This is a genomic window from Amycolatopsis sp. NPDC024027, from assembly GCF_040638975.1.
Lineage (GTDB): Bacteria > Actinomycetota > Actinomycetes > Mycobacteriales > Pseudonocardiaceae > Amycolatopsis.
Map to the genome: position 1 here is coordinate 106167 of NZ_JBEZYY010000018.1, position 15041 is coordinate 121207.

Genomic DNA, 15041 nt, shown 5'->3' on the forward strand with positions numbered 1-15041 from the left:
GTCCCCTTCCCTTGCCCGCTAACGGAAACTGATCTGCAGCACCGGGTCGCCGGTGCTGGCGAAGAAGTCGTTGCCCTTGTCGTCGATGACGATGAACGCCGGGAAGTCCTCGACCTCGATCTTCCAGACGGCTTCCATGCCGAGCTCGGCGTACTCGAGCACGTCGACCTTCTTGATGCAGTCCTGCGCGAGCCGCGCCGCCGGGCCGCCGATCGAGCCGAGGTAGAACCCGCCGTGCGCCTGGCACGCGGCGGTCACCTGCTTCGAGCGGTTTCCCTTGGCCAGCATGACGAGTGAGCCGCCGGCGGCCTGGAACTGCTCGACGTAGGAGTCCATCCGCCCGGCCGTGGTCGGGCCGAACGAACCGGACGCGTAGCCCTCGGGCGTCTTCGCCGGGCCCGCGTAGTAGACCGGGTGGTCCTTCAGGTAATCCGGCATCTCCTCGCCGGCGTCGAGGCGCTCGGCGATCTTGGCGTGCGCGATGTCCCGCGCGACGACCAGCGGCCCGGTGAGCGAAAGCCGCGTCTTGACCGGCAGCTGCGAGAGCTGCGCGCGGATCTCGGCCATCGGCCGGTTGAGGTCGACGGCGACGACGTCGTCGGAGAGGTCTTCCTCGGTGACGTCGGGCAGGAAGCGGGCCGGGTCGCGCTCGAGCTGCTCGATGAACACCCCGTCGGCGGTGATCTTGGCCTTGGCCTGCCGATCGGCGGAGCAGGAGACGGCGATGCCGACCGGGCAGCTCGCACCGTGCCGGGGGAGCCGGATGACCCGGACGTCGTGGCAGAAGTACTTGCCGCCGAACTGCGCGCCGATGCCGAACTGCCGGGTCATCTCCAGCACCTGCTGCTCGAGATCCGGGTCGCGGAAGGCGTGGCCGAGGTCGGAGCCCTCCTGCGGCAGGGTGTCGAGGTAGCGGGCGGAGGCGAGCTTCGCGACCTTGAGGTTGAACTCGGCGGACATCCCGCCGACGACGATCGCGAGGTGGTAGGGCGGGCAGGCGGCGGTGCCGAGGCTGCGCAGCTTCTCGTCGAGGAAGCGCGCGAGCCGCTTCGGGTTCAGGACCGCCTTGGTCTCCTGGTAGAGGAACGTCTTGTTGGCGCTGCCGCCGCCCTTGGCCATGAAGAGGAACTCGTAGGAAGGATCTTCTGGCTGTCCGGCTGTGTTGTCCTTGTGGTAGAGCTCGATCTGCGCGGGCAGGTTGGTCCCGGTGTTGCGCTCGTCCCAGAAGCTGACCGGCGCCATCTGCGAGTACCGCAGGTTCAGCTGCTGGTAGGCGTCGAAGATGCCCCGCGAGAGGGCGCGCTCGTCGTCACCGCCGGTGAGCACGCCTTCGCCGCGCTTGCCGATGACGATGGCGGTCCCGGTGTCCTGGCACATGGGCAGCACACCGCCGGCGGAGATGGCGGCGTTGCGCAGCAGGTCCATGGCGACGAACCGGTCGTTGCCACTGGCTTCGGGGTCATCGACGATGGCGCGCAGCTGCTGCAGGTGTGACGTGCGCAACAGGTGCTGGATGTCGGTGATGGCGGTGCGCGCGAGGGTGGTCAGCGCGGCGGGATCGACCTTCAGGAACTTCCGCCCGGCGGCTTCGACGGTCTCGACGCCCTCGTCGGTGACCAGCCGGTATTCGGTGGTGGTGTCCTTGCCCAGCGGGAGGACTTCGGTGTGCTGAAACGGGGTGGACGGCACTTGCCAGGCTCCTTTGCCAGCTCCGGGATCGGTCCACCCTACGCAGCCAGGTCAGCCACCGAACAGAAGCACCCGGCCACTGTGGGCCACCCCACGCGGCCTCCGTGGTCCCACCACCCCGAAGCCCGATTGTGACGACGGACGGTAGCGCCGCGTCAAGGCGGGAAAGCGTGCCTTGACCCCGCGCCACCGTCCGCGTTCTGGCTTCGGATCGGGGTGGCGGGGGAGGTCCGGGTGGTCGGCCGGCGAGCCGATCGGTCGCAAGCGCGCAGTGAATGACTCATTCCTGGCGTCCGACGCCAGGAATGAGTCATTCACTGCGGCTGGGGGAAGCTGGTCGGGAGGCCGGGTCCACCCCGACGGACCCGACCTCCCGGGGAAAGCTCCCGGATGCGTGCACACCCGGTTGCGAGGCCTGCGCCGGCACTTCGAGGCTGTCGTGACGCAGGTCATAAGTCAACGCCGCCGAACGGGTGCTGGCGGAGGGTTGCTACCCAGGCCCGTGAACGGTGAAACCCGGTTTTCGTGGAAAATTTTCGCCCCTGGCCGAACGCCTGGTCAGCGAGGTGCGGAAATGACCGAGGGCGGGCGCACGATGTGCACCCGCCCCCGGACGAGAAGCGATCAGCTGGCGTAGGCGCGGAGCCGGTCCGCGCGCTCGCCCTGGCGCAGCTTCGACATGACCTCGCGCTCGATCTGGCGGACGCGCTCGCGGGACAGCCCGAAGTGCTTGCCGATCTGGTCGAGCGTGCGCGGCTGGCCGTCGTCGAGGCCGTAGCGCAGGCGGATCACGTGCTGCTCGCGGTCGTCCAGCGTCGCCAAGACCCGGCGCAGGTCGTCCTGCAGCAGGCCCGAGATCACGGCGCTCTCGGCGTCGGTGGCCTCGGAGTCCTCGATGAAGTCGCCCAGCGGGGCGTCCTCCTCCGTGCCGACCGGCATGTCCAGGCTTACCGGGTCACGCGAGTGGTCGAGCAGGTCGGAGATCTTGTGCGCCGGGATGCCCGACTCGGCCGCCAGCTCCTCGTGCGTCGCGTCGCGGCCGAGCTGCTGGTGCAGGTCGCGCTTGATGCGGGCCAGCTTGTTCACCTGTTCCACCAGGTGGACAGGCAGCCGGATGGTGCGGCCCTGGTCGGCCATGCCCCGGGTGATGGCCTGCCGGATCCACCAGGTGGCGTAGGTCGAGAACTTGAACCCCTTGGAGTAGTCGAACTTCTCCACCGCGCGGATGAGACCCAGGTTCCCCTCCTGGATCAGGTCGAGCAGCGGCATCCCCCGGCCGGTGTAGCGCTTGGCGAGCGAGACCACCAGGCGGAGGTTGGCCTCCAGCAGGTGGTTCTTCGCCACGTGGCCGTCGCGGACCAGGGCGGCCAGCTCGGTGCGGCGCTTGGCCGTGAGCTCCTCGGCGGTGTCCAGCATGTGCTGGGCGAACACGCCGGCTTCGATGCGCTTCGCCAGCTCGACCTCGTCGGCCGCGGACAGCAGGGCCGTCTTGCCGATGCCGTTGAGGTAGACGCGGACGAGGTCGGCCGCGGGGCTCTGGGCGTCGAGGTCGGCGTCGGTCAGCGTCCCCACGCTGAACACCGGCTCCTCGGTCGTCTGAGCCGGGATACGCTCGCGAATCCCGCGCGACTCGCGTTCGAGAGTCTGGACTGACATTCTGCCTCCCCGGTCACGGGCTGAACGTGCTGCTGCGGTCGTCCACCGGTGTGCGTACCCGCGCACCGGGGCCTGTGGATCCCGGTACGCCGGTCCGGCCGGCTTGGCTGGACATCTGGCACAACGCTCCGGGTTCCCAAAACGTTCCCGGCTCGTCATAGGAGAAGACGGATGCCGGAGCGATCCGGTTGCTCAACCAATGCTGAGCTTTTGCTGAGAACGTTCCGTGACCGGGGAACCTGAGAATTCCATATGAATCCGGTCAGAAACTGAACCGGATCGCAATGGTCTAGACCTCAACCAAAATCGTGAACGGACCGTCGTTCACGCTCGAGACCGCCATCATGGCCCCGAAACGGCCCGTCGCCACCGTGGCACCGCGGCCGCGCAGCTCGGCCACGACGGCGTCCACCAACGGCTCCGCGACCTCCGGCCGGGCGGCCTGCGTCCACGACGGCCGCCGTCCTTTCTTCGTGTCGCCGTAGAGCGTGAACTGGCTCACCACGAGCAGCGGTGCATTCGCGGTGGCGCATGATTCCTCGTCGCGCAACACCCGCAGTTCGTGCAGTTTGCGCGCCATCGTGACGGCCTTCGCGACGTCGTCGTCGACGTGAATTCCCAGCAGCACAAGCAATCCCGGCTCGTCGATCGCGCCGACGACCTCGTCGCCGACGGTGACGTCCGCCCGCGTGACGCGGGCCGCGACCGCTCTCACCGGTCCGCCGGGACGAGCATGCCGTGCCGGACGAGCTCCCGGACGACGGGCAGCGCGGCGGCCGCCAGCTCCTCGGACGACAGGCCCTGCGCCGCCGCGAGCAGCTCGATCAGGTCCTCCAGCGGCAACGCGCCGCGGCACCCGGCCAGCAGCCGCGTGGCCAGTTCGTCGACCTCGTGCTGCCAGCCCGGCCCGTCGGTGCGGTGCAGCCGCCGGACGGCCGTCGTCCAGCCTTCGTCACCGGGTTCCTCGACGCTTTCGAGCAAAACCGTGTCGGGCACCACAAATCGGACATCAAGCAGCGAATCACCCGATTCGCGCAGCCATTCCACGCGGTCCAGCCAGCCCGCCGCTTCCGGGCCCAGCGGGTCGTCGTAGGCCTGCCGCAGGTCCTCGCACACGACGGTGGGTGTCCGCCCGGACGCCCGCCGCAGCGTGACGAACCCGAAGCCGATGCCCCGCACGTCGTTGGCGGCGAACCAGTCGAGCCACGCCGCCGCCTTCGCCCGGCCCTCCGGCGAGCGCGGGTCGAGGCCCGCGTCCCGCAGCCACGTGCCGACGTAGAGGGCCGGATCGGCGACGTCGCGCTGCACGAACCAGGCGTCGGTCTCGGCGGGCAGCCAGCGGCTCACCCGGTCGGCCCAGTCCTCGCGGGAGGTGTGCAGCCACGAAGCGAGCAGGTGCCCGGTGCCGCCGTCGTTCAGGAACCCCGGCAGCTGCCGCACGACCAGCGCGCTGGCGTCGTCGCCGGCCAGCCCGGAGTCGCGGTAGGTGTAGTCGACGCGAGCGGGGCCGACCACGAACGGCGGATTGCAGACGACCTGGTCGAACTTCCGCCGCGCGACCGGCGCGAACCACTCCCCGCGGACGAGCTCGACGTCCAGCTCGTTCAGCCGGAAGGTCGCCGCGGCCAGGGCGAGGGCCCGCGCGGAGACGTCGGTCGCGGTGACGCGCCCGGCGTGCCGGGTCGCGTGCAGCGCCTGCACGCCGTTGCCGGTGCCCAGGTCGAGCAGGGTGCCGACCGGGCGGCGGCCGGTCGCGCGGATCAGCGACAGCGACGCGTGGCCGACGCCGAGCACGTGGTCCTCGGGCACGGTGGTGCCGAGCACGTCGGCGTCGAGGTCGGACACGACCCACCAGGAGCCCTCCTCGTCGCCGTGCGGCCGGATGTCCAGCGCGGCCCGGTAGCCGCCGTCGGCCGCCGAAAGCACCCCGGCCGAGACGGCGTCCTCGGGCGCGAGCGGCGCGAAAGCGGCCTTGACCGCGGTCTCCGGCTCGGTGCCGCCCAGCAGGAACAGCCGGATCAGCGTGCCGAGGTCCCCCGCGTCCCGGCTCGCGCGTTCGGCCGGCACCGGCTCGCCGCGGCCCAGCGCCGCGTGCGCGGCCCCGCCGAGGGCGGCCACCACGCCGTCGGCGTCGTAGGAAGTGCGCCGGAAGGCCTCGCGCAGCCGCGCGCAGACGTCGTCGGACAGGTCGGGCAGTACGCTTCGCGTGCTCACGGTGGGTAATGCTGCCACGATGGCCACCGTGACCCTTGAACGCGTCCTCGCCCCGCTCGACGCGGCGCTGCCCGAGCTCGAAGCGCTGTACATCGACCTCCACCGGCACCCGGAGCTGTCGTTCGCCGAGACCCGGACGGCCGCCGAGCTGGCCCGGCGGCTGGAGGGCGACGGCTACGAGGTGCACACCGGCATCGCCGGCACCGGCGTGCTGGGCGTGCTGCGCAACGGCGAGGGACCCACCGTGCTGCTGCGCGCCGACATCGACGCGCTGCCGGTCGAGGAGAAGACCGGGCTGTCCTACGCCAGCACGGTCCGCGGCACCGACGAGCACGGCAACGACGTCCCCGTCATGCACGCCTGCGGGCACGACATGCACGCCACCTGGCTGTCGGGCGCCGCCGCGCTGCTCGCGAAGGGCCGCGACACCTGGGCCGGCACGCTGCTGGTGGTGTTCCAGCCGGGGGAGGAGGGCGCGGGCGGCGCCGTGGCGATGGTCCGCGACGGCCTGTTCGACGTCGCGGGGAAGCCGGACGTCGTGTTCGGGCAGCACCTGGTCCCCGGCCCGGCCGGCTGGGTGCTCACCCGGCCCGGTGTGATCATGGCCGCCACCGACACGCTGCGCGTCACCCTGCACGGCCGCGGCGGCCACGGCTCGCGCCCGGAGACCACCGTCGACCCGGCCGTGCTGGCCGCGTCCGTGGTGCTCAAGCTGCAGACGATCGTGTCGCGCGAGATCGCCGCCACCGACTCGGCCGTGGTCACGGTCGGTTCGCTGCACGTGGGCACCGCGAGCAACGTCATCGCCGACGACGCCGTGCTCGAGGTCAACGTCCGGTCGTTCGACCAGGCTGTCCGCGAGCGGGTGCTGGCCGCGGTCGAGCGGATCGTCAACGGCGAGGCGGCGACGGCCGGCGCGCCGAAGCCGCCGGAAATCGTCCGGTCCGGCTCGTACCCGATCACCGAAAACGACGAGGCCGCCAACGACGCGCTCACCGAGGTCTTCCGCGGCCACTTCGGCACCGACGTGGTGCTGCCGGCGCCGCTGATCACCGGCAGTGAGGACTTCAGCGAGTTCGGCCGCGCGGCCGGCGTGCCGTCGGTGTTCTGGCTGGTCGGCGGCTTCGACCCGCAGACGGTGATCACCGCGATGACCGAGGGCCGGTTCGAGCGCGACGTCCCGTCCAACCACTCGCCGCGCTTCGCCCCGGTCCTGCACCCGACCCTGCGCACGGGCATCGAGACGCTCGTCGCAGCCGCCTTGAGCAAGATGCGTCACCCCGGTGTCGGATGAACCCCGCAAGTGGGACGATGGACAGCGGAGGTGGTGCAGTGACCATGCCCGCCAACGACTCGGACCCGGTGCTGATCACCGGGGCAGCCCCGTCGTACGAACAGCAGCTCGCCACGCGCAAACGCAAGTACGTGATCATGATGGGCTGCCGCATCCCGTGCCTGATCGCGGCCGGGCTGACCTACCACGTGTGGTGGCTGGCGCTGGGCTTCCTGGCGATCTCGGTGCCGCTGCCGTGGATCGCGGTGCTGATCGCCAACGACCGCCCGCCCCGCAAGTCCGAGCAGGTCAACACCTACCAGCGCGAGGCGACGGCGATCGAGGGCACCACCCACCGCGTCATCGACGGCTGAGGCTCAGACCGGCTGGGGACCCACCTTCCCGACGGCCAGCGCGCCCAGCCGCGTCCCGTGCCGCAGGACGTCCACAGTGGACTCCCCGGCCAGCCAGCCGGTGAGCACGCCCGCGTCGAAGGCGTCGCCCGCGCCGGTCGAATCGAGGCACTCCGCCTCGACCGCGGGCACGCTCGTGACGCCGCCCGCGTCGACCCAGCTGGCCCCGTCGAGCCCGGCGGTGACGACCACCGCGCCGACCGTGCCGAGCAGTTCCTTCGCCGACACCGGGTCGGCCGAACCGGTCAGCGCGACCAGCTCTTCGGTGTTCGGCATCAGCAGGTCGACCCCGCGGACGTCGGCCAGGAACGCGGCCGGATCGGTGATGTGCGCGGCGGCCTGCGGGTCGACCGACGTGGTCAACCCCGCCTCCTTCGCCGCGGCCAGTGCGGCGAGGCCGGCGGCGCGCGACGGCGGGTCGAGCAGCACGTACCCCGAAAGGTGCAGGTGGCTCGCGCCGGCGAGCGCCTCGGGGGTGACGTCCTCGGGCGCGAAGCGCTGGTTCGCGCCGCGGTCGGCCAGCATGCTGCGCTGCCCGGACCCGTCGACCATGACGACGACGCAGCAGGTCGGCGCCTCGGGGTCGACGGAGAACGCGCACCGCACGCCCGCCGCTTCCAGCTCGGCCTTGATCAGCCGGCCGCCCGGGTCGTCGCCGATCCGCGCGAGCAGCGTCGTCTCCGCGCCGAGGTGCCGCAGCCACAGCGCCGTGTTGGCGCCCGCGCCGCCGCCCGTGAACCGGATCTTCGCGCGGGCGTCGCCGCCGTGCGGCAATGGCTTGTCGTGCCGCGCGATCACGTCGAGGGCCGCATCGCCGACCACCACGATCCCGCTCATGCCAGCGCCACCGCGACCTCGGTGGCCAGCTTCGCGTTGTTCAGCACCAGTGCTTCGTTCGCGTCGATGCTGACCCCGCCGCTCGCGGTGTGGAAGTGCTCCAGCAGCACCGGCGTGACTTCGGCGCCGTGCACGTTGCGTTCCTCGACGAGCGCGAGGCCCTCGGCGAGCAGCCGGTCGTGCAGTTCTTTGTCCATTTCGGACGCTTCCGGGATCGGGTTCGCCAGCAGGACACCGGAACTCGCGTACGCGCGGTGCGCGTCGATGACCGCGGCGGCCTGCTTCGGGTCGTCGACCCGCCAGCCGACCCGGTGCCCCGACGAGCGCAGGTAGAACGCCGGGAAGTCGCCGGTGCGGTAGCCCAGCACCGGCACCGAGTTCGTCTCGAGGACTTCGAGGGTGGCCGGGATGTCGAGCACCGACTTCACGCCGGAGCAGACGACCACGGTCGGCACCTTCGCCAGCACGCCGAGGTCCGCCGAGACGTCCCAGCTCTGCGCGGCGCCGACGTGCACGCCGCCGAGCCCGCCGGTGGCGAACATCCCGATCCCCGCCGCGGCGGCCAGCGCCGACGTGCTCGCCACGGTCGTCGCGCCGGAGCGGCCGAGGCCGACGGCCGGGCCGAGGTCGCGCAGCGAAAGCTTGTCGAGCCCGGCGTCCGGGGCGCAGACGCGATCGAGCTCGGCGGGGGAGAGGCCGACGACGACCCGGCCGTCGAGCACCGCGATCGTGGCCGGGACGGCCCCGCCGTCGCGGACCACGCCTTCGAGGCGGCGGGCGACGTCGAGGTTGCGGCCCGGCGGCAGGCCGTGGGACAGGATGGTGCTCTCCAGCGCGACGACGGGGTGCCCGTCACGCAGCGCCGAGGCGACCTCTTCGTGCAGCGAGAGTGCGGTAGTCACGAGGGACCATCATCGGTGATCGCCCCGCGCACGGCGCCAGTGGGTCAGCTCGGCGGTCAGGTTCTTTTCGGCGGCGCTCGCCCAGCGTGTTCGCGCGGTTTCACTGCGGTAAAGCGGCCGGGACAGCATGCGCTCGAGGACGGCGATGCGCCCTTCGCGCCAGACGTCGTCGGGGTGCTTCGCGTACTCCTCGCGCACGCCGCGGGCGTACCCCGCGTACTGCTCTTCGGACGCTCCGAGGATGGCGAGGTCGGCGTCGAGGAGGGCGGTGGCCAGGAGGTCGTCCGGCGGTGCGTCGTGCCCGATCGTGGTGAGGATCAGGCCTTCGACGCGCTCGACGTGCGCCGCGGCCACCCCCGCCAGCGCTTCGCGGGCCCAGGCGGCGCTGGCGCGTTCGTCTTCGCCGGGCTTCGCGTCGTAGACGACGTCGTGCGTCCAGGCCGCTACGGCGAGGATCGCGCGGTCGGTCTCCCCGAGGCCCGCCGCCAGCCAGGCGGAGTCGCGCGCGACGGCGGCCGCGTGGGTGAGCGTGTGGTAGCGGCGGTGGGGCTCGGCGTACCGGGCTTCGAGCCGCGGCCAGGCACCGGGTTCGCCGCCGAGCGCGGCCACCGCGTCGTGCCACCGCATCAGTCGAAGATCCCGCGTGGCCGCGCCACCTGGTCGAGCCAGTCCTCGAGCTGCTTCTCCCACTGCACGTCCGGCCGCACGGTGAACATCCCGAGGAAGTCCTGGCCACGGCCGCCGAACCCGCCGCTCTTGCTCACGCGGACCCGCTTGGTGACCTCCAGCACGACGTCGGTGCGCTCGGCCGACGTCAGGAAGGTGACCGCGACCTGGGCGAAGACGCCGGCGAAGCGCGGCGAAGGCGTGAAGCGGATCTCCTGGAAGAACGGCAGTTGCTGGCGGGCGCCGTCGACCCGGCCCTGCTCGAGGACCGCCTCGCGGAAGGTGAAGCCGAGCCGGCTCAGCGCGTCGAGGATCCGCTTCTGCGCCGGGAGCGGCTCGATCGCGACGGCGTCGGCGTCGAACGGGTCGCTGACCGCGGCGGCCAGGTCGAGCTCGGCCCGGACGCCGACCGCCACGCCGGTCAGCGGCTTGGCGTAGACGCTGGTCACCGGTGTCTCCCAGGGCAGCGGCACCTCGAACGGCACCCGGATCCGCTGCCCGGCCCGGATGACTTCGCTGCCGACCAGCTGCCGGGTCTCGAACGGGAGGTCTTCGGTCCGGTCGCCGGGCACCTGGACGCGGGCCAGCAGCGTCACGGCGAGCCCCTTGATCTCCTGGTCGACCTCGCCCCCGAGCAGCAGCACCTCGCCGTGCAGCGGGCGGCCGGGGGCAGCGGTGGAGTCCAGCAGGCGGGCGTCGATCCGCGCCCCGCCCGAGCCGAACGTCGCGAGCACCTTCTGGAACATGCGGCCGATCCTGCCAGGCCGAGGGGCCGATCGCGGGAGGTTCGGCGGGACTCGGGCACAATGGGCGGGTGAGCACCGAGACGCTGACGAAGCCGGAAACCACGCCCGAGGGCACGGACACCACCGACGACGACACCCCGAAGATGTTCCACTACGTGAAGAAGAACAAGATCGCCGAGAGCGCGGTCATGGGCACTCACGTGGTGGCGCTTTGCGGCGAGGTCTTCCCGGTGACGAAGTCGCCGAAGCCCGGGTCGCCGGTCTGCCCGGCCTGCAAGGAGATCTACGACAGCCTCCGCCCCGGTAAGTGATCCGGGCCTGAATCCCGGCGGGTGAGCCCGCCGGGTCTTTCGGCTGTCCGGAAACGGACAGATAGCCGAACAAACGTGAAAAACCTTCATTCGGCGGGTGCGCCGGGTGTGGGAGTCCTGGTAGATCCAGCGGACCAGGTTCCCTCACCCACCGGAGTCGCACATGCGCAGAACCGGGATCGTGCTCACCCTCGTCGCCCTGCTCGCCGTGGTCTCGCCCGCGCTGGCCCAGGCCGTCACCGGCTGGACGGAGGTCGGCTCCGACAACGCCAGGGCCCTCGACGAGAGCCAGGGGCTCGCGACGATCGTGCGTCCGTCGGGCACGACGATCCGCTACACCGGGATCGGCACGATCCCGGCCGACCTGAACTCGCAGGGCTGGAACCACGTCGGCGACCCGGGCTCGGCCCAGGGTTGGTACGTCGAGCCCTACCAGCGTGACGACCGCGGCGCGAAGCTCTTCCGCGTCCAGGCCCCGGACGGCTCGTGGGCCGGCTACAAGCACAACCTCGAATCGTGGGAAGCGAACAACAACTCCTTCGCCGCGGTGTCGCCGGACGCGCGCTGGCTGGTGGCGGGGGAGTGGGGCACCATGGACCGGCTGCTGGTGCACCCGATGCCCGGCGTGGTCGCCACGAACCCGGCCCAGAACCTGCCTCTGGCCGGCACCATCCGCCTGGACCACGCGGTCCGCGACGTCCAGGGCTGCGACTTCCAGACCGCGACCCGCCTGCTCTGCGCGTCCGACGACCCGGACGGCAGCCTCTTCGGCACGACGAAGCCGCTGCTGCAGGTCGACCTGGCCGGCCCGCTCTCCGGCTCGGACGTCACCGGCCACGTGACGTCCCTGGGCCAGCTCCCGCTCCGCAGCGGCTGCTCGGGCTCGTTCGAGGTCGAGGGCATCGACTTCGACGAGCGCGACAACACCCTCCGCGTGGTCGTGATGTCCCCGAGCATCTGCATCCTCTTCGACAGCAAGACCTACCGCTTCCGCCAGTGAGCGGAAACGGGCATCACCCGTGATTGGAGGGGCATCTCGCGTGACTGGAGGGGCATCTCGCGAGATGCCCTGCCAATCACGCGAGATGCCTCTCTGATCACGAGTGGTGCCCCTCGGATCACGCGAGTTCGGGGTTCAGGGACTCCGATTCCGGGGCCTGGGCCGGGGTGCGGCGGGCCGCGCGACGGCTCTGGCGGCGTTCCTTCCGGGTCTCGACCATCGTGTAGAGGGTCGGGACCAGGACCAGGGTCAGCAGCGTCGAGCTGACCAGGCCGCCGATCACCACGATCGCCAAGGGCTGGCCGATGAACCCGCCCTGGCCGGTGATGCCCAGCGCCATCGGGACCAGCGCGAAGATCGTCGCCGCCGCGGTCATCAGGATCGGCCGCAGCCGGCGCCGGCCGCCTTCGGTGACGGCGTCGGCGACGCTCATCCCCTCGGCGCGGTACTGGTTGATCAGGTCGATCAGCACGATCGCGTTGGTCACGACGATGCCGACCAGCATCAGCATGCCGATCAGGGACGGCAGGCCGAGCGCGGTGCCGGTGGCCAGCAGCAGCCCGATCGCGCCGGTCGCCGCGAACGGGATCGACACGAGCAGGATCAGTGGCTGGATCAGGCTCCGGAACGTCGCCACCATGATCAGGAACACGATCGCGATGGCCGCGAGCAGCGCCAGGAACAGGTTGGAGAACGCCTCCTGCTGGTCCTGGCTGACGCCGCCGAGCGAGTACGCCGCTCCGCTCGTGAACGTCAGTCCGTCCAATTTGGACTTGATGTCCGCGGTGGTCTTGGTCAGGTCGTCACCGGTGTTCTTCGCGGTCACCGTGGTGCTCAGGTCACCGCCGGTGCGGTGCACCGACGCCGGCCCGTCCACAGTGGACACCTTGGCCACCTCGTCGAGCCGGACGACGCCGCCGGGGCCGGGAATCTGCAGGCCCTTCACCTGGTCCACCGTGACCGGTGCCGTGCCGGCGCGCAGCACGATGTCCGTGCGCTGCCCGTCGACCGGCAGCTGCGTCACCGTGCGCCCGGCGATCGCCTGGTTGGCGATCTGCCCGATGGTGCTCGCCGACAGCCCGCGCGCGGCGGCCGCGGCGTCGTCCACCTCGACCTGCACCCGCGGCGAGCCGACGGCCAGGTCACTCGAGATCTCGGTCAGCCCGGACACCCCGCGCAGCGCCTGCGCCACCTGGTCGGACGCCGGCTTCAGCGCGGCCTCCGACGGCGCGGTCACCGTCACCGACACCTGGTCGGAGTTGAACCCGGACGCGTCCGCGCCGATCTTGATCTCGCCCAGCTCCGGGCGCGACGTCAGCTTCGACCGCAGCCGGTCCGACAGCGCGTCGAGGTCGGTGTCCTTGGCGACGGTGACCGAGATGCTCGTGTTGGTCCCGCCGCCGAAGCCGAACGCCCCGCCGCCGCCGATGCTGACCTGGTAGGTCTGCACCGCGGGCTCGGCCGCGAGGGCCTGCTCGACGGCCGTGGCCGCCTTCTCCTTCGCCTCGACGCTGGTGCCGGCCGGCAGCTTCTGCGTCATGTTCAGCGTGGTGCCGCCGGACTGGTCGAGGAAGTTCGTGTTCAACCGCGTCGCGAGCCCGACCGTGCCGGCGAAGATCAGCAGGGCCAGCAGCACGACGGTGAGCCGCCGCCGCGTCGCGAACCGGATCACCGGCAGGTAGGCGCGCTGCAGGATGCTGCGGCGTTCCTTCTCGACGGCCGCCTCGCGCGCCCGCTCGGCCTCGATGGCGTCCGCCGGGATCGCGGGCTGCTTCAGGAACCAGTACGCCAGCACGGGAACCACGGTCAGCGACACGAGCAGCGAGGCCAGCAGCGCCACCGTCACGGTGATCGCGAAGGGCGAGAACAGCTCGCCGACGAACCCGCCGACGAACGCGATCGGCAGGAACACCGCGACGGTCGTCAGCGTGGACGAGGTGACCGCGCCGGCCACCTCGCGGACGCCGTCGAGCACCGCACGTTCCTTCTCCTCGCCGTACGCGAGATGTCGTTTGATGTTCTCCAGCACGACGATCGAGTCGTCGACCACCCGGCCGATCGCGATGGTGAGCGCGCCGAGGGTGAGCAGGTTGAGCGACAGGTCGCCGGTCCACAGCGCCAGCAGCGCGACGACGACCGACAGCGGGATCGACACCGCGGTCACCAGCGTCGAGCGCACCGAGAGCAGGAACAGCAGGATGACGATGACCGCGAACGCCAGCCCCAGCAGGCCTTCGGTGGTCAGGCCGCTGATCGCGTCCTTCACCGGCGTGCCCTGGTCGAACACGACGCTCATCTCGGCGCCGGTCTTCTTCGCCAGGTCCGGCAGCTTGTCGCGGACCGCGCCGGAAATGGCGACGGCGTTCCCGTTGTCCACCATGGTGATCGAGAGACCGAGGCTCGGCTTGCCGTTGGTGCGCGTGATCGACGTCGGCGGCGCGAACCCGGCCTGGACGTCGGCGACGTCACCCAGCTTCACCGGGCCGCGCGCCGGAGCGCCCGCCCGCGTGGCGGCGGCGCTCGGCGTCAGGTACAGGTTGCGCAGACTGTCCACAGTGGTCTGCCCGCCGCCGACCTGCACCGACAGCGTCTTGCCGTTTTCGCTCAGCGTCCCCGCCGGCACCGCGGCGCCGGCGGTCTGCAGCGTGGTCGCGATCGACGCCGGGTCGACACCCGCCGCGGCGAGCTTCGCGTAGTCGAGCGTGATGGTGACGCGCGGCTGGCGCACGCCGGTGACGGTCACCGTGCGGACGCCCTCGATCTTCCGCAGCTCCGGCGCGACCTGGTCGGTCAGCGCGGGCGCGAGCGCCTGCGGGTCCCCGGCGGTGCCCGCGGCGACCAGCGCCACCGGCAGGTCGTCGGTGCTGCCCGCGGACACGGCGGGCTCGGTGTTCTGCGGCAGCCGCGACCGGACCTGGTTCACCACCTGCTGGATCTGCGAGACGGCGGCGTCGATGTCCGTGCCGAACTCGAACTTCGCGACGACCCGCGAAACCCCGTCCGACGACGTCGAAGTGACCTGCTCGAGGCCCTTCAGCCCCTGGAGCCCGCCTTCGAGGGGCTCGGAGACCTGCCGGTCGACCGCGTCCGGCGACGCCCCCGGGTACGCGGTGACGATCTGCGCCTGCGGGAACTGCAGGGACGGGAAGAGCTGTTGTTTGAGCTGCGGCAGCGCGAAGGCGCCGAAGCCGACGACGACCAGCGCGAGCAGGCCGATCAGGCTCCGGTTGCGCAGGCTCAGTCTGGCCAGCACGGACATGACGTGAAAACCCCCTCGTGAACGACGTAAAAGGCACAGTGGCCCCCGCCGGCGTCAATGGCCCGCTGAGCTTTT

At 71.3% G+C, this 15041-nt stretch carries 13 protein-coding genes; 4 read left to right on the forward strand and 9 right to left on the reverse strand.

Annotated elements, in window-relative coordinates; translation table 11 throughout:
• Nucleotides 1-18: 18 nt before the first annotated feature.
• From AB0F52_RS35570 to AB0F52_RS35585, 4 genes are all read right to left on the reverse strand, one after another.
• Nucleotides 19-1689, reverse strand: coding sequence for a fumarate hydratase (locus AB0F52_RS35570; RefSeq protein ID WP_360180507.1), 1671 nt, complete (start codon nt 1687-1689; stop codon nt 19-21).
• Nucleotides 1690-2313: 624 nt separating this feature from the next.
• Nucleotides 2314-3345, reverse strand: coding sequence for a sigma-70 family RNA polymerase sigma factor (locus AB0F52_RS35575; protein ID WP_360180509.1), 1032 nt, complete (start codon nt 3343-3345; stop codon nt 2314-2316).
• A gap of 289 nt (nt 3346-3634) precedes the next feature.
• A complete protein-coding gene (dtd, locus tag AB0F52_RS35580) occupies nt 3635-4060 on the reverse strand; it encodes a D-aminoacyl-tRNA deacylase (RefSeq protein ID WP_360180511.1) in 426 nt (141 codons plus the stop codon).
• Nucleotides 4057-5559: a methyltransferase gene (locus tag AB0F52_RS35585; RefSeq protein WP_360180513.1), complete on the reverse strand. Its 1503-nt coding sequence runs from the start codon at nt 5557-5559 to the stop codon at nt 4057-4059. Before AB0F52_RS35585 ends, dtd begins: the two co-directional genes overlap by 4 nt.
• 28 nt (nt 5560-5587) lie before the next feature.
• Here AB0F52_RS35585 and AB0F52_RS35590 point away from each other — a divergent pair, with 28 nt between their 5' ends.
• Together AB0F52_RS35590 and AB0F52_RS35595 are read left to right on the forward strand one after the other, a co-directional pair.
• Nucleotides 5588-6853: an amidohydrolase gene (locus tag AB0F52_RS35590; protein WP_360180515.1), complete on the forward strand. Its 1266-nt coding sequence runs from the start codon at nt 5588-5590 to the stop codon at nt 6851-6853.
• A gap of 17 nt (nt 6854-6870) precedes the next feature.
• The gene (locus tag AB0F52_RS35595; protein WP_360180517.1) at nt 6871-7206 is read left to right on the forward strand and encodes a DUF3099 domain-containing protein; all 336 of its coding nucleotides are present in this window, start codon (nt 6871-6873) and stop codon (nt 7204-7206) included.
• A 3-nt stretch (nt 7207-7209) separates the two neighbouring features.
• On the opposite strand, the gene AB0F52_RS35600 is transcribed toward AB0F52_RS35595, so the two are convergent.
• The 4 genes from AB0F52_RS35600 to AB0F52_RS35615 are packed head-to-tail and all read right to left on the reverse strand — an operon-like array spanning nt 7210 to nt 10396.
• A complete protein-coding gene (locus AB0F52_RS35600) occupies nt 7210-8082 on the reverse strand; it encodes a sugar kinase (protein ID WP_360180519.1) in 873 nt (290 codons plus the stop codon).
• Nucleotides 8079-8984 carry a pseudouridine-5'-phosphate glycosidase gene (locus AB0F52_RS35605; RefSeq protein WP_360180521.1) on the reverse strand — a complete coding sequence of 302 codons (906 nt, stop codon included), beginning with the start codon at nt 8982-8984 and terminating at the stop codon, nt 8079-8081. The genes AB0F52_RS35600 and AB0F52_RS35605 overlap by 4 nt, the downstream gene beginning before the upstream one ends.
• Before the next feature lie 9 nt (nt 8985-8993).
• Nucleotides 8994-9611: an HD domain-containing protein gene (locus tag AB0F52_RS35610; protein ID WP_360180523.1), complete on the reverse strand. Its 618-nt coding sequence runs from the start codon at nt 9609-9611 to the stop codon at nt 8994-8996.
• On the reverse strand, nt 9611-10396 hold the full coding sequence (locus AB0F52_RS35615) for a sporulation protein (protein WP_360180525.1): 786 nt from the start codon (nt 10394-10396) through the stop codon (nt 9611-9613). Before AB0F52_RS35615 ends, AB0F52_RS35610 begins: the two co-directional genes overlap by 1 nt.
• Nucleotides 10397-10464: 68 nt before the next feature.
• On the opposite strand from AB0F52_RS35615, the gene AB0F52_RS35620 reads away from it, so the two are divergent.
• Together AB0F52_RS35620 and AB0F52_RS35625 are read left to right on the forward strand one after the other, a co-directional pair.
• Complete coding sequence (locus AB0F52_RS35620; protein WP_034284335.1) at nt 10465-10707, forward strand: DUF3039 domain-containing protein; 243 nt, start codon at nt 10465-10467, stop codon at nt 10705-10707.
• Between the two features lie 163 nt (nt 10708-10870).
• Nucleotides 10871-11707, forward strand: a complete 837-nt coding sequence (locus AB0F52_RS35625; RefSeq protein ID WP_360180527.1) for a hypothetical protein — start codon at nt 10871-10873, stop codon at nt 11705-11707.
• Nucleotides 11708-11825: 118 nt separating this feature from the next.
• On the opposite strand, the gene AB0F52_RS35630 is transcribed toward AB0F52_RS35625, so the two are convergent.
• Complete coding sequence (locus AB0F52_RS35630) at nt 11826-14966, reverse strand: efflux RND transporter permease subunit (protein ID WP_360180529.1); 3141 nt, start codon at nt 14964-14966, stop codon at nt 11826-11828.
• Nucleotides 14967-15041 lie beyond the last annotated feature (75 nt).

Excerpts from the sequence above, each read along its gene's own strand:
- AB0F52_RS35575 (WP_360180509.1), bottom strand. The coding sequence starts at position 3,345 with ATGTCAGTCCAGACTCTCGAACGCGAGTCGCGCGGGATTCGCGAGCGT.
- AB0F52_RS35595 (WP_360180517.1), top strand. The coding sequence starts at position 6,871 with ATGGACAGCGGAGGTGGTGCAGTGACCATGCCCGCCAACGACTCGGAC.
- AB0F52_RS35600 (WP_360180519.1), bottom strand. The coding sequence starts at position 8,082 with ATGAGCGGGATCGTGGTGGTCGGCGATGCGGCCCTCGACGTGATCGCG.
- AB0F52_RS35610 (WP_360180523.1), bottom strand. The coding sequence starts at position 9,611 with ATGCGGTGGCACGACGCGGTGGCCGCGCTCGGCGGCGAACCCGGTGCC.
- AB0F52_RS35615 (WP_360180525.1), bottom strand. The coding sequence starts at position 10,396 with ATGTTCCAGAAGGTGCTCGCGACGTTCGGCTCGGGCGGGGCGCGGATC.
- AB0F52_RS35625 (WP_360180527.1), top strand. The coding sequence starts at position 10,871 with ATGCGCAGAACCGGGATCGTGCTCACCCTCGTCGCCCTGCTCGCCGTG.
- AB0F52_RS35630 (WP_360180529.1), bottom strand. The coding sequence starts at position 14,966 with ATGTCCGTGCTGGCCAGACTGAGCCTGCGCAACCGGAGCCTGATCGGC.